The sequence below is a fragment of the Pseudomonas sp. SWRI111 genome (assembly GCF_014268555.1).
GTDB classification, from domain to species: domain Bacteria; phylum Pseudomonadota; class Gammaproteobacteria; order Pseudomonadales; family Pseudomonadaceae; genus Aquipseudomonas; species Aquipseudomonas hamedanensis.
The window spans coordinates 47717-68699 of sequence record NZ_JABWQQ010000006.1 but is presented as its reverse complement, the minus strand read 5'-3'; the positions used below and the strand labels follow the sequence as shown (position 1 = coordinate 68699).

At 61.2% G+C, this 20983-nt stretch carries 16 protein-coding genes; all 16 read left to right on the top strand.

All coding sequences use genetic code 11. The features are described 5' to 3' along the window. Positions 1-226 precede the first annotated feature (226 nt). The gene (gene hutU / locus HU755_RS09735) at positions 227-1915 is read left to right on the top strand and encodes a urocanate hydratase (protein WP_186631960.1); all 1689 of its coding nucleotides are present in this window, start codon (positions 227-229) and stop codon (positions 1913-1915) included. A gap of 146 nt (positions 1916-2061) precedes the next feature. Next, a complete protein-coding gene (locus HU755_RS09730; RefSeq protein ID WP_186631957.1) occupies positions 2062-3534 on the top strand; it encodes a cytosine permease in 1473 nt (490 codons plus the stop codon). Between the two features lie 69 nt (positions 3535-3603). Next, complete coding sequence (locus HU755_RS09725; RefSeq protein WP_186631954.1) at positions 3604-4572, top strand: ABC transporter substrate-binding protein; 969 nt, start codon at positions 3604-3606, stop codon at positions 4570-4572. Positions 4573-4642: 70 nt separating this feature from the next. After that, positions 4643-5494, top strand: a complete 852-nt coding sequence (locus HU755_RS09720) for a proline/glycine betaine ABC transporter permease (protein WP_186552111.1) — start codon at positions 4643-4645, stop codon at positions 5492-5494. Beyond that, positions 5491-6321 carry a glycine betaine/L-proline ABC transporter ATP-binding protein gene (locus HU755_RS09715; RefSeq protein WP_186631951.1) on the top strand — a complete coding sequence of 277 codons (831 nt, stop codon included), beginning with the start codon at positions 5491-5493 and terminating at the stop codon, positions 6319-6321. Before HU755_RS09720 ends, HU755_RS09715 begins: the two co-directional genes overlap by 4 nt. Positions 6322-6505: 184 nt before the next feature. Further along, positions 6506-8029, top strand: a complete 1524-nt coding sequence (gene hutH / locus HU755_RS09710; protein WP_186631948.1) for a histidine ammonia-lyase — start codon at positions 6506-6508, stop codon at positions 8027-8029. 129 nt (positions 8030-8158) lie between these two features. Further along, entirely contained in the window at positions 8159-9691 is a 1533-nt protein-coding gene (hutH, locus tag HU755_RS09705) for a histidine ammonia-lyase (protein ID WP_186631944.1), read from the top strand. 100 nt (positions 9692-9791) lie between these two features. Further along, positions 9792-10997 carry an imidazolonepropionase gene (gene hutI / locus HU755_RS09700; RefSeq protein WP_186631941.1) on the top strand — a complete coding sequence of 402 codons (1206 nt, stop codon included), beginning with the start codon at positions 9792-9794 and terminating at the stop codon, positions 10995-10997. A gap of 10 nt (positions 10998-11007) precedes the next feature. Then, positions 11008-11811, top strand: a complete 804-nt coding sequence (gene hutG, locus HU755_RS09695) for an N-formylglutamate deformylase (RefSeq protein WP_186631938.1) — start codon at positions 11008-11010, stop codon at positions 11809-11811. Between the two features lie 244 nt (positions 11812-12055). After that, positions 12056-13027, top strand: a complete 972-nt coding sequence (gene pip, locus HU755_RS09690) for a prolyl aminopeptidase (protein ID WP_073471584.1) — start codon at positions 12056-12058, stop codon at positions 13025-13027. Further along, on the top strand, positions 13024-13461 hold the full coding sequence (dtd, locus tag HU755_RS09685; RefSeq protein ID WP_186631935.1) for a D-aminoacyl-tRNA deacylase: 438 nt from the start codon (positions 13024-13026) through the stop codon (positions 13459-13461). The genes pip and dtd overlap by 4 nt, the downstream gene beginning before the upstream one ends. A 349-nt stretch (positions 13462-13810) precedes the next feature. Next, a complete protein-coding gene (locus HU755_RS09680; RefSeq protein ID WP_186619650.1) occupies positions 13811-15595 on the top strand; it encodes a glucan biosynthesis protein G in 1785 nt (594 codons plus the stop codon). After that, on the top strand, positions 15588-18158 hold the full coding sequence (mdoH, locus tag HU755_RS09675; RefSeq protein ID WP_186631931.1) for a glucans biosynthesis glucosyltransferase MdoH: 2571 nt from the start codon (positions 15588-15590) through the stop codon (positions 18156-18158). Before HU755_RS09680 ends, mdoH begins: the two co-directional genes overlap by 8 nt. Positions 18159-18353: 195 nt before the next feature. Continuing rightward, the gene (locus HU755_RS09670) at positions 18354-19151 is read left to right on the top strand and encodes a transporter substrate-binding domain-containing protein (RefSeq protein WP_186631928.1); all 798 of its coding nucleotides are present in this window, start codon (positions 18354-18356) and stop codon (positions 19149-19151) included. 129 nt (positions 19152-19280) lie between these two features. Then, a complete protein-coding gene (locus tag HU755_RS09665) occupies positions 19281-20240 on the top strand; it encodes an amino acid ABC transporter permease (protein ID WP_186619648.1) in 960 nt (319 codons plus the stop codon). Then, positions 20233-20967 (top strand): ATP-binding cassette domain-containing protein, encoded by a 735-nt coding sequence (locus HU755_RS09660; RefSeq protein ID WP_186619647.1) that lies wholly within the window; start codon positions 20233-20235, stop codon positions 20965-20967. The genes HU755_RS09665 and HU755_RS09660 overlap by 8 nt, the downstream gene beginning before the upstream one ends. Positions 20968-20983: the final 16 nt, after the last annotated feature.

The window sequence follows — 20983 nt, the reverse complement described above, 5'->3', positions numbered from 1 at the left end:
CCTTGATCCAGGCGTTCTCCAGCCTCGGGCGCAATTTTTCTTGAACAGCCCTTCAGCAAGTTGGCCGCTTGATTGCATATGCTTGTATGTACAAGTAAAGACGTATGCGTATGAGTCGCTCGAGACTCTCCGCAGCGTCCACTGATTCGCTTGTCGCGCATTGATGCGCGCAGGCTGCTGCCCGCTGCCAGGGTTGGTTTGAATTGATCGCTGAGGAGTCTTTTTCGTGACTGACAATACCCGGAAAACCACAAAGTATCGCGACGTCGAAATCCGTGCTGCACGCGGTAACACGCTGACCGCCAAGAGCTGGCTGACCGAAGCGCCGCTGCGCATGCTGATGAACAACCTCGACCCGGAAGTCGCCGAGAACCCTAAAGAGCTGGTGGTCTACGGTGGCATCGGTCGTGCTGCGCGCAATTGGGAATGCTACGACAAGATCGTCGAGAGCCTGACTAACCTGAACGACGACGAAACCCTGCTGGTGCAATCGGGCAAGCCGGTCGGTGTGTTCAAAACCCACAGCAACGCGCCGCGCGTACTGATCGCCAACTCCAACCTGGTGCCGCACTGGGCGAGCTGGGAACACTTCAACGAACTCGACGCCAAAGGCCTGGCCATGTACGGCCAGATGACCGCCGGCAGCTGGATCTACATCGGCAGCCAGGGCATCGTCCAGGGCACCTACGAAACCTTCGTCGAAGCCGGCCGCCAGCACTACAACGCTGACCTTAGAGGTCGCTGGGTGCTGACCGCGGGCCTCGGTGGCATGGGCGGCGCACAACCGTTGGCCGCCACCCTGGCCGGCGCCTGCTCGCTGAACATCGAATGCCAGCAGGTCAGCATCGATTTCCGCCTGAAAAGCCGTTACGTCGATGAGCAAGCCAAAGACCTCGACGACGCCCTGGCGCGCATCGACAAATACACCAAAGAAGGCAAAGCCATCTCGATTGCCCTGCTCGGCAACGCCGCGGAAATTCTCCCGGAGCTGGTCAAGCGCGGCGTGCGTCCGGACATGGTCACCGACCAGACCAGCGCCCACGACCCGCTCAACGGTTACTTGCCGGCCGGCTGGAGCTGGGACGAATACCGCGCCCGCGCCAAGACCGAACCGGCCGCGGTGATCAAGGCTGCCAAGCAGTCGATGGCCGTGCACGTCAAAGCCATGCTGGAATTTCAGAAGCAAGGCATCCCGACCTTCGATTACGGCAACAACATTCGTCAGATGGCCCAGGAAGAGGGCGTCGAAAACGCCTTCGATTTCCCAGGCTTCGTACCTGCCTACATCCGTCCGCTGTTCTGCCGTGGCATCGGCCCGTTCCGTTGGGCGGCGTTGTCGGGTGATCCGCAAGACATCTACAAAACCGACGCCAAGGTCAAAGAGCTGATCCCCGACGACGCGCATTTGCACAACTGGCTGGACATGGCCCGCGAGCGCATCAGCTTCCAGGGTCTGCCGGCGCGTATCTGCTGGGTCGGTCTGGGCTTGCGCGCCAAGCTGGGTCTGGCCTTCAACGAAATGGTCCGCAGCGGCGAGTTGTCGGCGCCGATCGTGATCGGTCGCGACCACCTCGATTCCGGCTCGGTCGCAAGTCCCAACCGCGAAACCGAATCGATGCAGGACGGCTCCGACGCCGTGTCCGACTGGCCATTGCTCAATGCGCTGCTCAACACCGCGAGCGGTGCGACCTGGGTGTCCTTGCACCACGGCGGCGGTGTCGGCATGGGCTTCTCGCAGCATTCGGGGATGGTGATCGTCTGCGACGGTACCGATGAAGCGGCCGAGCGCATCGCGCGCGTGTTGCATAACGATCCGGCTACCGGGGTCATGCGCCATGCCGATGCCGGCTACCAGATCGCAATCGACTGCGCGAAAGAGCAGGGGCTGAATCTGCCGATGATCACTGGAAAGTAATGCTTTCCCCTGTAGGAGTGAGCCTGCTCGCGATAAGGCCAGCACATTCAGCAAATGTGCTGACTGACACACCGCCATCGCGAGCAGGCTCACTCCTACAAAAAGCCAAAAAAACAAAACCCGGAACAATCCACAGAGGTTGAATCATGGCTGTTAACACCGATCGTGCAGGCAGCAAACCGTTGATCGAAAGGCGTTCGATCGATTACATCCCGGAAGCGGAAAGACACGGTCGTCTGTTCAGCCAGTTCACCCTGTGGATGGGCGCCAACCTGCAGATCACCGCGATTGTCACCGGGGCCCTGGCCGTGGTGCTGGGCGGCGATGTGTTCTGGTCGTTGATCGGTCTGCTGATCGGGCAACTGCTCGGCGGTGGCGTGATGGCGCTGCATGCGGCGCAAGGGCCGAAACTGGGCTTGCCGCAGATGATTTCCAGTCGTGTGCAGTTCGGCGTTTACGGCGCGGCGATTCCCATCGTGCTGGTGTGCCTGATGTACTTGGGCTTCACCGCCACCGGTACGGTGCTGTCCGGGCAGGCGCTGGGCCAGTTGTTCAACGTCAGCGACAGCGTTGGCATCCTGATTTTTGCCAGCGTGATCGTGCTGGTGACGGTGCTCGGTTATCGCGTGATCCACTGGATCGGCCGCGTCGCCAGTGTCATTGGCGTGATCGCCTTCGTGTTCCTGTTCTGGCGGCTGATGAGCCAGACCGACGTGGGCGCGCTCCTGCAAATTCGCCACTTCAGCTGGAGCAGTTTCCTCCTCGCGGTATCGCTCGCCGCCTCTTGGCAGATTGCTTTTGGGCCTTACGTCGCTGACTACTCCCGTTACCTGCCGAGCAATACGTCGGCGGTCAAAACCTTCTTTGCCGCCGGTGCAGGTTCGGTGGTGGGCGCTCAGGTTGCGATGATTCTCGGGGTGTTTGCCGCGGCCTCGGCCAACGGTCAATTCGCCGGACATGAAGTGGCCTACATCGTCGGTCTGGGCGGCACCGGCGCCACCGCTGCGCTGCTGTATTTCAGCATCGCGTTCGGCAAGGTCACCATTTCGACGCTGAACTCCTACGGCAGCTTCATGTGCATCGCGACCATCATCAGTGGTTTTCGCGGCCACTTGCAGGTCACGCGTTTGCAGCGGCTGGTGTTCGTGCTGTTTATCGTCGGCGCGGCAACCTTGATTGCCTTGCTCGGCCAGCATTCGTTCCTTGGTGCGTTCAAGTCTTTCATCCTGTTCCTGCTCGCGTTTTTCACGCCGTGGAGCGCGATCAACCTGGTGGACTACTACTGCATTACCCGCGAGCGCTATGACGTGCCGGCGCTGGCCGATCCGAACGGTCGCTACGGCCGCTGGAACCTGCTGGGTATCGGCGTCTATGTGTTCGGCGTGCTGGTGCAGCTGCCGTTCATCTCGACCAAGTTCTATACCGGGCCGCTGGTGGCTGCCCTCGGTGACGTGGACATTTCCTGGATCATCGGTCTGCTGCTGCCCGCTGCCGTCTATTACGTCTGCGCAAAAAAATGGCACAGCGCAGTGCCCGATCACCTGATTCTGCCGGTCGAGCAGAACAGCGTTGTACAACCTAAAACAAGCGGGGCCGGTCGCGCTGCGGCGCAGGCCTGAATTGGACGTGGACAGGCTGGATGCCTCTTGACTGCCGTAAGCCCATTCATGATTAGGAGCGTCACAACAATGAAATCGAACAAGACCCTGCTGACCACACTGCTGTCCATGGGCCTGTTGGCCAGTGCCGGCGCGACCCAGGCTGCCGGCTGGTGCGAATCGGGCAAACCGGTGAAATTCGCCGGCCTGAACTGGGAAAGCGGCATGCTGCTGACCGACGTCATGCAAGTGGTGCTGGAAAAAGGCTACGGCTGCAAGACCGACAGCCTGCCGGGCAATTCCATCACCATGGAAAACGCCCTGAGCAGCAACGACATTCAAGTGTTCGCCGAAGAGTGGGTCGGCCGCAGCGAGGTCTGGAACAAGGCCGAGAAGGCCGGCAAGGTCGTCGGTGTCGGCGCGCCGGTGGTGGGTGCAATCGAAGGCTGGTATGTGCCGCGCTACGTGATCGAAGGCGACGCCAGGCGCAAGCTGGAACCGAAAGCACCGGACCTGAAAAACATCGCTGACCTGGGCAAATACGCCGCCGTGTTCAAGGACGCCGAAGAGCCGTCCAAGGGCCGTTTCTACAATTGCCCGGCCGGCTGGACCTGCGAACTCGACAACAGCGAAATGCTGAAAAGCTATGGCCTGGAAAACAGCTACACCAACTTCCGTCCGGGCACCGGACCTGCGCTGGATGCAGCCGTGCTGTCGAGCTACAAGCGTGGCGAGCCGATCCTGTTTTATTACTGGTCGCCAACCCCGCTGATGGGGCAGGTGGATCTGGTCAAGCTTGAGGAAAAACCCGGCGTCGACAAGACCGTGAGCACCAAGGTCGGCCTGTCGAAAACCTTCCATGACGAAGCGCCGGAACTGGTCGCCGTGCTGGAGAAGGTCAACTTGCCGATCGACCTGCTCAACCAGAACCTGGGGCGCATGGCCAAGGAGCGCATCGAGTCGCCAAAACTGGCGAAAATCTTTCTCAAGGAACATCCTGAAGTCTGGCACGCATGGGTGAGCGAAGACGCAGCCAAAAAGATCGACGCGGCCTTGTAGGTCGAGCCATTCCGGCTGCCGCCACCGGCAGCCGGACGCTTGATCGCAACCCCTTGATTGAGAGTCTCTTATGTTTCCCGAAAGCTTTACCTTTTCCATCGCCGACTGGGTCAACGGTTGGGTCGATTCGCTGGTCACCAACTACGGCGATGTGTTCCGCCACATCTCCGACACCCTGCTCTGGGCCATCGTCAACCTCGAAGGTCTGCTGCGCGCGGCGCCGTGGTGGTTGATGCTGGCGATCGTCGGTGTCGTCGCCTGGCACGCCACGCGCAAAGTGGTAACGACGGCCGTCATCGTCGGTCTGTTGTTCCTCGTCGGCGCGGTCGGCCTGTGGGACAAGCTCATGCAGACCCTGGCGCTGATGATGGTGGCGACGCTCATCTCAGTGCTGATCGGTATTCCGCTGGGGATTCTCTCGGCCCGCAGCAATCGCCTGCGTTCGGTGTTGATGCCGCTGCTCGACATCATGCAGACCATGCCCAGTTTCGTGTACCTGATTCCGGTGCTGATGCTGTTCGGCCTGGGCAAGGTCCCGGCGATTTTCGCCACCGTGATCTACGCCGCGCCGCCGCTGATTCGCCTGACCGACCTCGGTATTCGCCAGGTTGACGGCGAAGTGATGGAAGCGATCAACGCGTTCGGCGCCAACCGCTGGCAGCAACTGTTCGGTGTGCAACTGCCGCTGGCCCTGCCGAGCATCATGGCCGGGATCAACCAGACCACCATGATGGCCCTGTCGATGGTAGTGATCGCCTCGATGATCGGCGCCCGTGGCCTCGGTGAAGATGTGCTGGTGGGGATTCAGACCCTCAACGTCGGACGTGGCCTCGAGGCTGGTCTGGCGATCGTGATTCTCGCAGTGGTCATCGACCGCATTACTCAGGCATACGGTCGGCCACGGCATGAGGTGAGCAAATGAGCAACGCAACCGTGAGCAAGATCGAAGTCAAAAACGTCTTCAAGATTTTTGGCAACCGCGCCAAGGATGCGCTGGCCATGGTCGGTCAGGGCAAGACCAAGGATCAGGTGCTGAACGAAACCGGTTGCGTGGTCGGGGTCAACGACCTGTCGCTGAGCATCGGCACCGGCGAGATTTTCGTGATCATGGGCCTGTCCGGCTCGGGCAAATCCACCTTGGTGCGCCACTTCAATCGCCTGATCGACCCGACCAGCGGGGCGATCCTCGTCGACGGCGTGGACATCCTGCAATACGACAGGGACGCCCTGCGCGAATTTCGCCGGCACAAGATCAGCATGGTGTTCCAGAGCTTCGGCCTGCTGCCGCACAAGAGCGTGCTCGACAACGTCGCCTACGGCCTGAAAGTGCGCGGCGAGAGCAAGCAGATGTGCGCCGAACGCGCGCTGCACTGGATCAACACTGTGGGCCTCAAAGGTTACGAAAACAAATACCCGCACCAGCTCTCTGGCGGCATGCGTCAGCGTGTCGGCCTCGCCCGGGCATTGGCGGCGGACACCGACATCATCCTGATGGACGAAGCGTTCAGTGCGCTGGATCCGTTGATCCGCGCCGAGATGCAGGACCAGTTGCTGGACCTGCAAAAGACCCTGCACAAGACCATCGTCTTCATCACCCACGACCTCGACGAAGCCGTGCGCATCGGCAATCGCATTGCGATTCTCAAGGATGGCCGGTTGATTCAGGTCGGTACGCCGAGAGAGATCCTGCATTCGCCGGCGGACGAGTATGTCGACCGGTTTGTGCAGCGGCGGGCGGCGGTGGTCTGAGACTGAGTTGCCTTTGTGGCGAGGGGATTTATCCCCGTTGGGTGGCGAAGCCGCCCCAAACAATGCCCCCAAATCTGTCAGACAGACCGCGGTGGCTGGTTTTACGACTGCTTCGCAGCCGAACGGGGATAAATCCCCTCGCCACAGGGTTACCTGCATCAACAGAATTGGTATGAGGTTAAAGATGTCCCAGGCTGAAAAAATTGTGATCACCGGTGCCCACCTGCGTTGGCAGGACGTGCTCGCTGTCGCCCGTCATGGCGCGCGGCTGGAGCTGTCCAGCGAGACCTGGGCGCGTATCGAAAACGCCCAAGGCATCGTCCAGCGCATTGTCGCCAGCGGTGAGCGCGCCTATGGCGTCAACACCGGCCTGGGTGGTTTGTCTAACGTCTCCCTGCAAGATGAACAACTCAGCCAGCTCTCGCGCAACACCCTGCTCAGCCATGCCTGCGGGGTCGGCCCGGTTCTCGCCGACGAGCAGACCCGCGCGATCCTCTGCGCTGCGATCCACAACTACAGCCACGGCAAATCCGGCCTGCATCGGCGGGTGGTCGAAGGACTGCTGGCGCTGCTCAATCGCGGCATCACCCCGCAGGTGCCGTCGCAGGGTTCGGTGGGTTATCTGACCCACATGGCGCACATCGGCATTGCGCTGCTCGGCGTCGGCAATGTCAGCTATCGCGGGCAGATCGTGCCAGCGCAACAGGCGCTGGCCGAGGAGGGCCTGCAACCTGTGCCGCTCGGTGCGAAGGATGGTTTGTGCCTGGTCAACGGCACGCCGTGCATGACCGGCCTCAGCTGCCTGGCCATCGCCGACGCAACACGGCTGCTGCAATGGGCCGACGTCATCGGTGCGATGAGCTTCGAAGCCCAGCGTGGTCAGATCGATGCGTTCGATGCCGAGATCATCGCGCTGAAAGCGCATCCGGGCATGCAGCAGGTCGGCGCCAATTTGCGTGCGCTGCTTGAGGGCAGCGAAGTGATCGCTTCGAGCAAGGGCATTCGCACCCAGGATGCGTTGAGCATTCGTTCGATCCCGCAGGTGCACGGCGCCGCGCGAGATCAACTGGAACATGCGATCAAACAGGTCGAAACCGAACTCAACGGCTGCACCGATAACCCGCTGCTGCTCGGCACGCCGGACAACTTCCGGGTCATGTCGCAAGCCAACCCGCACGGGCAGTCGGTGGCGATGGCGGCGGACCTGCTGGCGATTGCCATGGCCGAAATCGGCTCGATTGCCGAGCGCCGCCTCGATCGCCTGGTCAACCCGCACGTCAGCGGACTGCCGGCGTTTCTGGTGGCCAATCCGGGAGTCAACTCGGGGATGATGATCGTGCAATACGTCGCGGCGTCGCTATGCGCGGAAAACCGGCAATTGGCGCAACCGGCGGTCCTCGACAATTACATCACCTCGGGCCTGCAGGAAGACCACCTGAGCATGGGCACCAACGCCGCGCTGAAGCTGCACCGTGCGCTGGAAAACTGCACGCAGATCCTCGCCATCGAATACCTGCTGGCGGCGCAGGCGCTGGAATTTCTCAAGGAACAACGCTTCGGCGCCGGCACCGATGTCGCTTGGCGCCTGCTGCGCGAAACGGTGCCGGCCTACGATCAGGATCGCTGGCTGGCGCCGGACATCGCCGCTGCGGCGAGCGTGTTGAAAGCGCCGAATGTGCTGCACAGCGTTTTACCGAATTTGCACTGACAACTACCCCTGCCAGCGTGCCAAGGCGCGGATCGTTCAAAAGACGAGAGGCGACGGATAACGGAATGCTCCGGAGCGACTGGCAGTTTCTCTTTATTCAAGAGACGAACTCACAAAAGGAGCACATTAATGACTGCGCTGAACCTGATCCCCGGCCAACTGAGCCTGGCCCAACTGCGTGACGTCTACCAGAACCCGGTCACGTTGACCCTCGACAACAGCGCCAGCGCGCAGATCGAAGCCAGCGTCGCCTGCGTCGAGCAGATCCTTGCCGAGAACCGCACTGCCTACGGCATCAACACCGGTTTCGGCCTGCTGGCCTCGACGCGCATCGCCAGTGAAGATCTGGAAAACCTCCAGCGCTCGCTGGTGCTGTCGCACGCAGCCGGTGTCGGCCAGCCGATCAGCGATGAGCTGGTGCGGCTGATCATGGTGCTCAAGGTCAACAGCCTCAGCCGTGGGTTCTCCGGGATTCGCCGTCTGGTGATCGACGCACTGATCGCGCTGATCAATGCCGAGGTTTACCCGCACATTCCACTGAAAGGTTCGGTGGGTGCATCGGGCGATCTCGCGCCATTGGCGCACATGTCGCTGGTGCTGCTGGGCGAGGGCAAGGCGCGCTACAGGGGCGAGTGGATGGAAGCGACCGAGGCGCTGAAAATCGCTGGCCTGACGCCGTTGACGTTGGCAGCGAAGGAAGGCCTGGCGCTGCTTAACGGCACTCAGGTTTCTACAGCATTTGCGCTGCGCGGATTGTTTGAAGGTGAGGACCTGTTTGCCGGTGCACTGGCGCTCGGCAGTCTCACCGTTGAAGCCGTGCTGGGTTCGCGCTCGCCGTTCGATGCGCGCATTCACGCCGCCCGTGGTCAGAAGGGGCAGATCGATGCCGCTGCGGCTTATCGCGATTTGCTCGGTGAGCGCAGCGAAGTGTCCGCCTCGCACCAGAACTGCGACAAGGTTCAGGACCCGTACTCGCTGCGCTGCCAGCCGCAAGTCATGGGCGCGTGCCTGACGCAGTTCCGTCAGGCTGCTGAAGTGCTGGCGATCGAGGCCAACGCGGTGTCGGATAACCCGCTGGTGTTTGCCGCCGAGGGCGATGTGATTTCCGGCGGCAACTTCCACGCCGAACCGGTGGCGATGGCCGCTGACAACATGGCCCTGGCCATCGCCGAAATCGGCTCGCTGAGCGAACGCCGGATATCGCTGATGATGGACAAACACATGTCGCAACTGCCGCCGTTCCTCGTTGCCAATGGCGGTGTGAACTCCGGTTTCATGATTGCCCAAGTGACGGCGGCGGCCCTGGCCAGCGAGAACAAGGCGCTGTCCCATCCGCATTCGGTCGACAGCCTGCCGACCTCGGCCAACCAGGAAGACCACGTGTCGATGGCCCCGGCGGCGGGCAAGCGTCTGTGGGAAATGGCTGAAAACACCCGCGGGATTCTTGCGGTGGAATGGCTCGCGGCGGTGCAGGGCCTGGATCTGCGCAACGGCCTGAAGACCTCGCCGAAACTGGAACAGGCGCGGGCGATCTTGCGCAAGGAAGTGGCGTTTTACGAGAAGGACCGGTTCTTCGCCCCGGACATCAATGCGGCGACCGAGTTGCTGGCTTCGCGGTGTTTGACTGAGCTGGTTCCGGCGAAGCTTCTGCCGAGCCTGTAAGGGACTATTCGCGAGCAGGCTCGCTCCCACAGTTGGAATACGTTTCCCTGTGGGAGCGAGCCTGCTCGCGAAACGATTTTGAACAAGACGAGGACTTGGGATGAAAACCCTCTGGCAGCACTGCCACGTCGCAACCATGACCAACGGCGCCTATTCGATCATCGAGGATGCCGCGATCGTCACCTCGGGCGCGCTGATCGAGTGGATTGGCCCGCGCACTCAGTTGCCGTCCGGCGAATACCCGGCGGTCAATGATCTGCAAGGCGCCTGGGTCACTCCTGGCCTGATCGACTGCCACACCCACACGGTGTTCGGCGGCAATCGCAGCGGTGAGTTCGAAAAGCGCCTGCAAGGTGTCAGCTATGCCGAGATCGCAGCGCAGGGTGGCGGCATCGCCAGCACCGTGCGCGCCACTCGCGAAGCCACTGAAGACGAGCTGTTCGCCAGCGCCGCCAAACGTCTGAAAAGCCTGATGCGCGATGGCGTGACCACCGTGGAAATGAAGTCTGGCTACGGTCTCGATCTGGCCAATGAGCGCAAGATTCTGCGAGTCATCCGTCGCCTGGCCGAAGCGCTGCCGATCAGCGTACGCAGCACTTGCCTGGCGGCGCACGCCTTGCCGCCGGAGTACAAGGACCGCGCCGACGATTACATCGATCTGGTCTGCGATCAGATGCTGCCGGCCCTCGCCGCTGAAGGTCTGGTCGATGCCGTGGATGCGTTCTGCGAATACCTGGCGTTCTCGCCGGCGCAGGTCGAGCGGGTGTTCGTCGCCGCACAACGACTCGGTCTGCCCGTGAAGCTGCATGCCGAGCAACTTTCCTCGTTGCACGGCTCCAGCCTCGCCGCGCGTTATCAAGCCTTGTCCGCCGATCATCTGGAGTTCATGGACGAGGACGACGCCATCGCCATGGCCGCCGCCGACACCGTCGCGGTCCTGCTGCCGGGCGCGTTCTACTTTCTGCGCGAGACGCAGGTGCCGCCGATGGACGCCTTACGCAAGCACAAAGTGAAGATTGCCATCGCCAGTGACCTCAACCCCGGCACCTCGCCGGCGCTGTCGTTGCGCCTGATGCTGAACATGGCCTGCACCTGTTTTCGCATGACCCCGGAAGAAGCCCTTGCCGGCGCGACGATTCATGCCGCGCAAGCGCTGGGCATGGCCGAGAGCCACGGCTCGCTGGAGGCCGGCAAGGTCGCCGATTTCGTCGCCTGGCAAATCGATCGGCCGGCGGATCTGGCCTATTGGCTCGGCGGTGATCTGGACAAGCGCGTCGTGCGTCACGGCGTTGAATCAAATCTGTAGGAGAGCGGTTGTGGACAAGGTTCTGAACTTCAAACAAGGCCGCGTGCCGCTGCTGATCAGCATGCCGCACGCAGGCGTGCGTCTGACCCCGGCGGTCGAGTCCGGGTTGATCCCGGCGGCCAAAAGCCTGCCGGACACTGACTGGCACATTCCGCAGCTCTACGATTTTGCGGAAGAACTGGGCGCCAGCACCCTGGCTGCCGAATATTCGCGCTTCGTCATCGATCTGAACCGGCCGTCCGACGACAAGCCGTTGTACGCCGGGGCGACCACCGGTCTGTATCCGGCGACGTTGTTCGACGGCATTCCGTTGTTCCAGCAAGGTCTGGAGCCGTCTGATGAAGAGCGGGCGAGGTATCTGCAACAAATCTGGACGCCGTACCACCGCACCTTGCAGGAGGAGCTGGCGCGGCTGAAAGCCGAGTTCGGCTACGCGCTGCTGTTCGACGCGCACTCGATCCGTTCGATCATCCCGCACCTGTTCGACGGCAAACTGCCGGACTTCAACCTCGGCACGTTCAATGGCGCCAGTTGCGATCCGCAGTTGGCCTCGCAACTGGAAACAATCTGCGCCCGCCATGATCAGTTCAGTCATGTGCTGAACGGTCGCTTCAAGGGCGGCCACATCACCCGGCAATACGGCAACCCGGCGCAGAACATCCACGCCGTGCAACTGGAACTGTGTCAATCCACTTACATGGAAGAGTTCGAACCGTTCCGCTATCGCGCCGACCTGGCCGAACCGACGCGGGTGGTGCTCAGGGAGTTGCTGCAGGGTTATCTGGCCTGGGCAAAATCTCACTACAGCGCATAACCCCCCTTGTGGGAGCGGGCTTGCTCGCGAAGGCGTTCGTTCAGCCAGCATCCATGCCGAATGACACACCGCTTTCGCGAGCAGGCTCGCTCCCACAGGATCGCGTTCGACCGGTGAGGCTAATGGCTGACAAACGGCGATAGCGCACAGGCATGCTCATTGACGCAAATCGGGTTTATGATGCCCAACGGCAGAATAATAGAAGTCCCCTCAGGGATGACCTCGACCCCTTACGGAGCGCGCAATGCAGACTTTGTTTCCGCAGATCAAACCTCACGCCCGGCACGATCTGGCTGTCGATGACACCCATACACTGTATGTCGATGAAAGCGGCTCGCCGGAGGGTCTGCCGGTGGTGTTCATCCACGGTGGCCCCGGTGCTGGCTGCGACGCGCAGAGCCGGCGCTATTTCGATCCGAACCTGTATCGCATTGTCACCTTCGACCAGCGCGGTTGCGGTCGCTCCACCCCGCATGCCAGCCTGGAAAACAACACCACTTGGGATCTGGTTGAAGATCTTGAGCGCATCCGCAAGCACTTGGGCATTGAAAAATGGGTGCTGTTCGGCGGCTCGTGGGGTTCGACCCTGGCGCTGGCCTACGCGCAGACCCATCCGGAACGCGTCCATGGCCTGATCCTGCGTGGGATCTTTCTCTGCCGTCCGCAGGAAATCGAGTGGTTCTACCAGGCCGGCGCCAGCCGCCTGTTTCCCGACTACTGGCAGGACTACATCGCGCCGATCCCGCTGGACGAGCGCGACGACCTGCTCAACGCTTTCCATAAACGCCTGACCGGTAATGACCAGATCGCCCAGATGCACGCGGCCAAAGCCTGGTCGACCTGGGAAGGGCGTACCGCGACCTTGCGGCCGAATCCGCTGGTGGTCGATCGTTTCTCCGAGCCGCAGCGCGCGCTGTCGATCGCGCGGATCGAATGTCACTATTTCACCAACAATGCTTTCCTTGAGCCGAACCAGTTGATCCGCGACATGGGCAAGATCGCTCACTTGCCCGGCGTGATCATTCATGGTCGCTACGACGTGATCTGCCCGCTCGACAACGCCTGGGAATTGCATCAGGCCTGGCCCAACAGCGAATTGCAGGTGATTCGCGACGCCGGGCACGCGGCATCCGAACCGGGCATCACCGATGCGTTGGTGCGCGCCGCGAGCAAAATGGCTCAGCGCCTGCTCGACCTGCCACTCGAAGAAGCATGAAGGCGCTGTTACAGCGCGTACGCGGTGCGCGGGTCGAAGTGGCCGGCGAAGTGGTTGGCGCGGTCGATCAGGGGTTGCTGGTGCTGGTGGCGGTCGAACCCGACGACACGCGTACCAGCGCCGACAAACTTCTGCATAAACTGCTTAACTATCGGGTATTCGGTGACGCCGAAGGCAAGATGAACCTGTCGCTGACGGATGTGAGCGGCGGATTGCTGCTGGTCTCTCAGTTCACCCTCGCCGCTGACACCAAAAGCGGCTTGCGGCCAAGCTTTTCGACAGCGGCGCCACCGGCCTTGGGCGAAGAATTGTTCGACTATCTATTGAGCCAGGCGAAACAGATGCATGGCACTGTGGCATCAGGTAGATTCGGCGCCGATATGCAGGTGCATCTGGTCAACGATGGTCCCGTTACGTTTTTGTTACAGACCTGACAGTGGCTGAAACACCTTTTTCGGAAATTTCGACGTTTTCAGGCTGTTTTCGCGATAAATACTTTGTTACCCCTGATGCGTTGTCATCCGGGCTACTAGATAATCGCGCGCTGCGGGGATCGACATTCGTTGATCCGTTTTGGCTTAGGTAGAGACTTGTCTGGATCCGATTGGGGAATCATTTTGCCCCGGCGGAGTCGGAACATTGCTCGCCAACTTGGCAAGGGTGCGCTGGAAGGTCGGTTGTTCACAGCCGAAAACCCCACAGGCACTTCATCTGGCCGTTGGTTTATTGATCTGTTTTCGGCGAGGGTTGCTCGTGATTGTTAGTCCCTGTAATGCAGCAAAAATGTCTGCCAAACGCATGCGAAGTGCTCTGGTAGCGGGTTCGGCGCTCCTGTGCCTGCTCAGCGCCGGTCAGCTTTGGGCGTTCAATCTTGACGACGTATCGGCCAAGGCTAAAGAGCTGGCCGGGCAGAAGTTCGAAGCCCCGCGCAGCAACCTGCCGAACGAATTCCGCGAAATGAAGTTTGCGGACTATCAGAAAATTCGCTTCCTCACCGAGAAAGCCGAGTGGGCGGACAAGAAGACGCCGTTCAAACTGTCTTTCTATCACCAGGGTATGCACTTCGATACACCGGTGAAAATCAATGAAATCACGACGAACACCGTCGAAGAGATTAAATACGATCCGACCCGCTTTGATTTCGGCGACCTGAAATTCGATCCGAAAGCCACCGAGCAACTGGGTTATGCCGGTTTCCGTGTGCTGTACCCGATCAACAAGGCCGACAAGCAAGACGAAATCATGACCATGCTCGGCGCGAGTTATTTCCGCGTTGTCGGCAAGGGCCACACCTACGGGCTGTCGGCCCGTGGTCTGGCAATCGATACCGCGCTGCCGTCGGGCGAGGAATTCCCGCGTTTCCGCGAGTTCTGGATCCAGCAGCCGAGGCCGGGCGACAAGCACCTGGTGATCTTCGCCCTGCTCGATTCGCCGCGCGCCACGGGTGCCTACCGACTGACTCTGCGTCCGGGCAGCGACACCATTGTCGACGTCAAGGCGCAAATGTTCCTGCGTGACAAGGTCGGCAAACTGGGCATCGCGCCGCTGACCAGCATGTTCCTGTTCGGCGCCAACCAGCCGTCGAAAGTCCTTAACTACCGCCGTGAGCTGCACGACTCCAGCGGTCTGTCGATCCATGCCGGCAACGGCGAGTGGATCTGGCGTCCACTGAACAACCCGAAACACTTGGCCGTGAGCAACTTCAGCGTCGAAAACCCGCGTGGTTTCGGTCTGCTGCAACGTGGCCGCGACTTCAGCCACTACGAAGACCTCGACGACCGCTACGACAAGCGCCCAAGCGCCTGGATCGAGCCGAAAGGCGATTGGGGCAAGGGCACCGTCGATCTGGTAGAAATTCCGACCGCTGACGAAACCAACGACAACATCGTTGCGTTCTGGAGCCCGGAAAAAATGCCGGAGCCGGGCCAGCCGCTGGACTTCGCCTACCGCATGCACTGGACCATGGACGAAGCCGCGCTGCACGCACCGGACAGCGCCTGGGTGGCACAGACCCTGCGTTCGACCGGAGACGTCAAACAGTCGAACCTGATCCGTCAACCCGATGGCAGCGTGGCCTACCTGGTCGACTTCGAAGGTCCATCGCTGGCCGCGCTGGCACCGGATGCCGACGTGCGCAGTCAAGTCAGCGTCGGCGACAACGCCGAACTGGTCGAAAACAGCGTGCGCTACAACCCGGAAACCAAGGGCTGGCGCCTGACCCTGCGGATGAAGATCAAGGACGCGAGCAAGGCGACCGAGATGCGCGCCGCGCTGGTTCAGCCGATCGTCACCGCTGATCTGACCAAATCGTCGCTGCCGGCCTCCAACTCGTCGGTCGCCAAGGCTGACAAGGTCGCCGCCAAGCAACAGGAAAAACTCGACAAGGAAGCCAAGGCCGCCGAAGCCAAACAGGCCGAAGCCAAGCCAGCCGCAGATGCCAAGGAAAAGGCCAACAAAGACGCCAAGCAGCCAGTCGCTGCCGACGCGGCCCCAGCCACACCGGAATCGGCACCGACTGAAGAAGTCCTGACCGAGACCTGGAGCTATCAGTTGCCTGCCGATGAGTAACTCTCAAGTACAGCCAGAGACTCTGTCCGAGTATCTGGCGCATCTGCCGATGACCGACGAGCAGCGCGCGGAACTCGCCGGCTGCCAGTCGTTCAGCGAGTTGCATGAACGCCTGTCATCCTCGACGTTCGACGATCCTGCCGAAGCCGCCCAGGCTTCGGTGGGCAAGCGCCTGACCCTGAGCACCGCCGAAGAACTTGCCGACGCAGAAATGTTGGTGCTCGACGCCAGCGGCCGGGTCAGCATGAAGGCTACGCCGCCGATCCGTCGGACCAAGGTTGTGCCGGAGCCATGGCGCACCAATATTCTGGTGCGCGGCTGGCGCCGCCTGACCGGCCGGACCAATCCGCCGCAGCCGCCGAAAGACGCCAACGTGTTGCCGGCCGCGCGCTGGCGCACGGTCGGCTCGATCCGTCGCTACATTCTGTTGCTGCTGATGCTCGGCCAGACCATCGTCGCCGGCTGGTACATGAAAGGCATCATGCCGTACCAGGGCTGGTCGTTCGTCGATCTGGAAGAAGTCCTGCATCAACCGCTGCTGCAAACCGCCACGCAAGTGCTGCCGTATGCGCTGCAAACCAGCATCCTGATTCTCTTCGGGATTCTGTTCTGCTGGGTCTCGGCCGGTTTCTGGACCGCGTTGATGGGCTTCCTCGAGTTGCTCACCGGTCACGATAAATATCGTATCTCCGGCAAAAGCGCCGGCAACGAGCCGATCCCGAAAGACGCACGCACCGCGCTGGTAATGCCGATCTGCAACGAAGACGTGCCGCGTGTGTTCGCCGGTCTGCGTGCGACGTTCGAATCGGTTGCGGCCACCGGTGACCTGGATCGCTTCGACTTTTTCGTCCTCAGCGACAGTAACGACACCGACATCTGCGTCGCCGAGCAACAGGCGTGGCTGGACGTCTGCCGCGAAGCCAAGGGCTTCGGCAAGATCTTCTATCGCCGTCGCCGTCGCCGGGTCAAACGCAAGAGCGGCAACCTTGACGACTTCTGCCGTCGTTGGGGCGGTGACTACAAGTACATGGTCGTACTCGACGCCGACTCGGTGATGAGCGGCGAATGCCTGACCAGCCTGGTGCGCCTGATGGAGGCCACCCCGGACGCCGGGATCATCCAGACCGCGCCGCGGGCGTCGGGCATGGACACTCTGTATGCGCGCATGCAGCAGTTTGCGACCCGTGTGTACGGCCCGCTGTTCACCGCCGGTCTGCACTTCTGGCAGTTGGGTGAATCCCACTACTGGGGTCACAACGCGATCATCCGCATGAAGCCGTTCATCGACCACTGCGCCCTGGCGCCGTTGCCGGGCAAAGGTGCGTTCTCCGGTGCAATCCTCTCCCACGACTTCGTTGAAGCGGCGCTGATGCGCCGTGCCGGCTGGGGCGTGTGGATTGCCTACGACCTGCCGGGCAGTTACGAAGAGCTGCCGCCGAACCTGCTCGACGAACTCAAGCGTGACCGTCGCTGGTGCCACGGCAACCTGATGAACTTTCGCCTGTTCCTGGTCAAGGGCATGCACCCGGTGCACCGCGCGGTGTTCCTGACCGGCGTGATGTCCTACCTGTCGGCGCCGTTGTGGTTCTTCTTCCTGGTGTTGTCGACGGCGCTGCTGGCGGTGAACACGCTGATGGAACCGCAGTACTTCCTCGAACCGCGTCAGCTCTATCCGTTGTGGCCACAATGGCATCCGGACAAGGCGATCGCGCTGTTTTCGACGACCATCGTGCTGCTGTTTCTGCCGAAGCTGATGAGCATCATCCTGATCTGGGCCAAGGGCGCGAAAGAGTTCGGTGGCAAGTTCAAGGTGACCCTGTCGATGCTGCTGGAGATGCTGTTCTCCATGCTGCTGGCGCCGGTGCGGATGATTTTCCATACCCGTTTCGTTCTGGCCGCGTTCCTCGGCTGGGCGGCAACCTGGAATTCGCCGCAGCGTGACGACGACTCGACGCCGTGGAGCGAAGCGGTCAAGCGTCACGGCCCGCAGACCCTGCTGGGCTTCTTCTGGGCGCTGCTGGTGATCTGGCTGAACCCGAGCTTCCTGTGGTGGCTGGTGCCGATTGTCGGTTCGCTGATGCTGTCGATCCCGGTGTCGGTGATTTCCAGCCGTGTCGGCCTGGGCCTCAAGACCCGCGACGAGAGCCTGTTCCTCATTCCCGAGGAATACAATCCGCCGCAAGCCTTGCTGGCAACCGATCAGTACACCCACGAAAACCGTTGGCACGCACTGAACGACGGCTTCGTCCGCGCAGTGGTCGATCCGCAGCAGAACGCCTTGGCGTGCTCGCTGGCGACCTCCCGTCACGGTCAGGCCGAGCCGATCGAGTGGCTGCGTCAGGAGCGTGTGCGGCACGCGATCAAGGTCGGCCCGGCCGGGCTGAACAACCACGATCGCCTGCAATTGCTCAGCGACCCGGTGGCGTTGGCGCGTCTGCACGAGCAAGTCTGGGCCGAAGGTCACGCCGAGTGGCTGGACGCCTGGCGCGCTTCGGTGAAAGCCGATCCGCATGCACCGTTGCTGCCGTTGCGACCGGTGAGCCTGCAGGCTCAGCCGGCGTAAATAGAGAAGCCCCGCACACGCGGGGCTTTTTTTTAAAGCTTTTACGGCCTGACCAGTAACAACAATTCCCGGCAAAAAACCTTGTGCAAACGAACGAGTGCGTTAGCATCCGTCCCCGAATTGGCGCGCCTGGGCTTTTTTGCCTGCCTCTCTCGGTTTTCGCGCCGCACACGCAATGGTTTTGGGGACTTGAAGATGAAGAAGTATCTGTCGATGCTGCTGGTCGGCGTCACGGCACTGGTTGCAGTCAATGCGGCGCAGGCCGGCGCGATCGATGAGGCGGTCAAGCGCGGCACCTTGAAAGTCGGCATGGATCCGACCTACATGCCGTTCGAGATGACCAACAAGCGTGGCGAAATCATCGGTTTCGAAGTCGACATCCTCAAGGCCATGACCAAGGCTATGGGCGTCAAGCTGGAGCTGGTTTCCACCGGTTACGACGGCATCATTCCGGCGCTGATGACCGACAAGTTCGACATGATCGGCAGCGGCATGACCCTGACCCAGGAACGCAACCTGCGCCTGAACTTCAGCGATCCGTTCATCGTCGTCGGCCAGACCCTGCTGATCCGCAAGGAGCTGGAAGGCACCGTCAAGTCCTACAAAGACCTGAACACCGCCGACTATCGCATCACCTCCAAGCTCGGCACCACCGGCGAAATGGTCGCGAAAAAACTGATCTCGAAAGCCAAATACCACGGCTACGACAACGAGCAGGAAGCGGTGCTCGACGTGGTCAATGGCAAGGCCGATGCATTCATTTACGACGCGCCGTACAACGTCGTCGCGGTGAACAAGGTTGGCGCCGGCAAACTGGTGTTCCTCGACAAGCCGTTCACCTACGAGCCGCTGGCCTTCGGCCTGAAGAAGGGCGATTTCGACAGCCTCAACTTCATCAACAACTTCCTGCACCAGATCCACGAAGACGGCACCTACGATCGCATCCATGACAAGTGGTTCAAGAGCACCGAGTGGCTCAAGGACATGGAATAACGCAGGTCTCACAGACCGCGCCGCCGCCTTCGCGAGCAGGCTCGCTCCCACTTTGGAATGCATTTCCCTGTGGGAGCGAGCCTGCTCGCGAAGAGGCCCTCCAGAGCAACACAAATCCCGGAACCTGCAATGAAACAGAAAAAAGCCCAATGGCCCTGGCACGTCCTCACCGTGCTGGTGCTGGTCGGCCTGGCGGGCGCGTTGTATTACGCGACGTCGCTGATGTCCTACGAATGGCGCTGGAACCGCGTGCCGCAGTACTTCGCCTATCAGGCCGAAGAGACCCAGCGCGCTGCGGACATTTCCACCGTCACGGAACTGGTGCGCAAGGGCAGCAGCGCTCAGGTCACGCTGCGCAACGACGCGGGTGACGAACAGCACCTGACCGTCGACGAGAACAGCCTGCAATTCGCTCAGGGCGACGATGTCGCTGAAGGCGACGTCGTGGGTGTAACCCGACACTGGGCAGCAGGACCGCTGTTGTGGGGCCTTTGGACCACGCTTTGGTTGTCGGTGGTCTCCGGCGTGCTCGGGTTGCTGATCGGCCTGGTCACCGGTCTGTGCCGCCTCTCCAGCAACCCGACCCTGCGTGACCTTTCAACGATTTACGTTGAACTGGTGCGTGGCACGCCGCTGTTGGTGCAGATCTTCATTTTCTACTTCTTCATTGGCACAGTAATGAACCTGTCCCGCGAATTCGCCGGGATCGCCGCGTTGTCGCTGTTCACCGGTGCCTATGTGGCGGAAATCATCCGTTCCGGTGTGCAGTCGATTGCCCGCGGGCAGAACGAGGCGGCGCGTTCGCTCGGTCTGAGTGCCGGCCAGTCGATGCGTCACGTGGTTTTGCCTCAAGCATTCAAGCGCGTGCTGCCGCCACTGGCCGGTCAGTTCATCAGTCTGGTCAAGGACACCTCACTGGTGTCGGTCATCGCTATCACCGAACTGCTGAAAAGCGGCCGGGAAGTCATCACCACGTCGTTCTCGCCGTTTGAAATCCTGTTCTGCGTGGCCGGCCTGTACCTGTTGATCAACCTGCCGCTGTCGAAAATCGCCAGCCGGCTTGAGCGGAGGCTCGCGCAAAGTGATTGAAGTCCGCGATCTGGTAAAAGTCTTCGACACCCGGGGCCAGGTGGTGCGTGCCGTGGATAACGTCAGCACCATGGTCGCCAAGGGCGAAGTGCTGGTGGTGATCGGCCCGTCCGGTTCCGGCAAGTCGACCTTTCTGCGCTGCCTCAATGGATTGGAAGAATTCGATTCCGGCTCGGTGAGCATCGACGGTCTGCAACTGGCCGACGCGAAAACCGACGTCAACGCCTACCGCCGCGAAGTCGGCATGGTCTTCCAGCATTTCAACCTGTTCCCGCATATGACCGTGCTGGAGAACCTTTGCCTGGCGCAGAAAGTCGTGCGCAAGCGCGGCAAGAAAGAGCGCGAGGCCAAGGCCATGGCGCTGCTGGAAAAGGTTGGCATTGCACAGAAGGCCAACGAGTTTCCCTCACGCTTGTCCGGCGGCCAGCAGCAGCGCGTGGCGATTGCCCGGGCGCTGGCGATGGAGCCGAAAGTCATGCTGTTCGACGAGCCGACCTCGGCGCTGGACCCGGAAATGGTCGGCGAAGTGCTGGATGTGATGAAGAACCTGGCCGTGGAAGGCATGACTATGGTCTGCGTCACCCACGAGATGGGTTTTGCCCGGGAAGTGGCGGATCGGGTGTTGTTTTTCGATCACGGCAAACTGCTGGAAGATGCCGCGCCGGCGGAGTTCTTCGCGGCGCCGAAGGATCCGCGAGCGCAGGCCTTTTTGCGCCAAGTGCTGTAATTTCAGCGCCGGATCT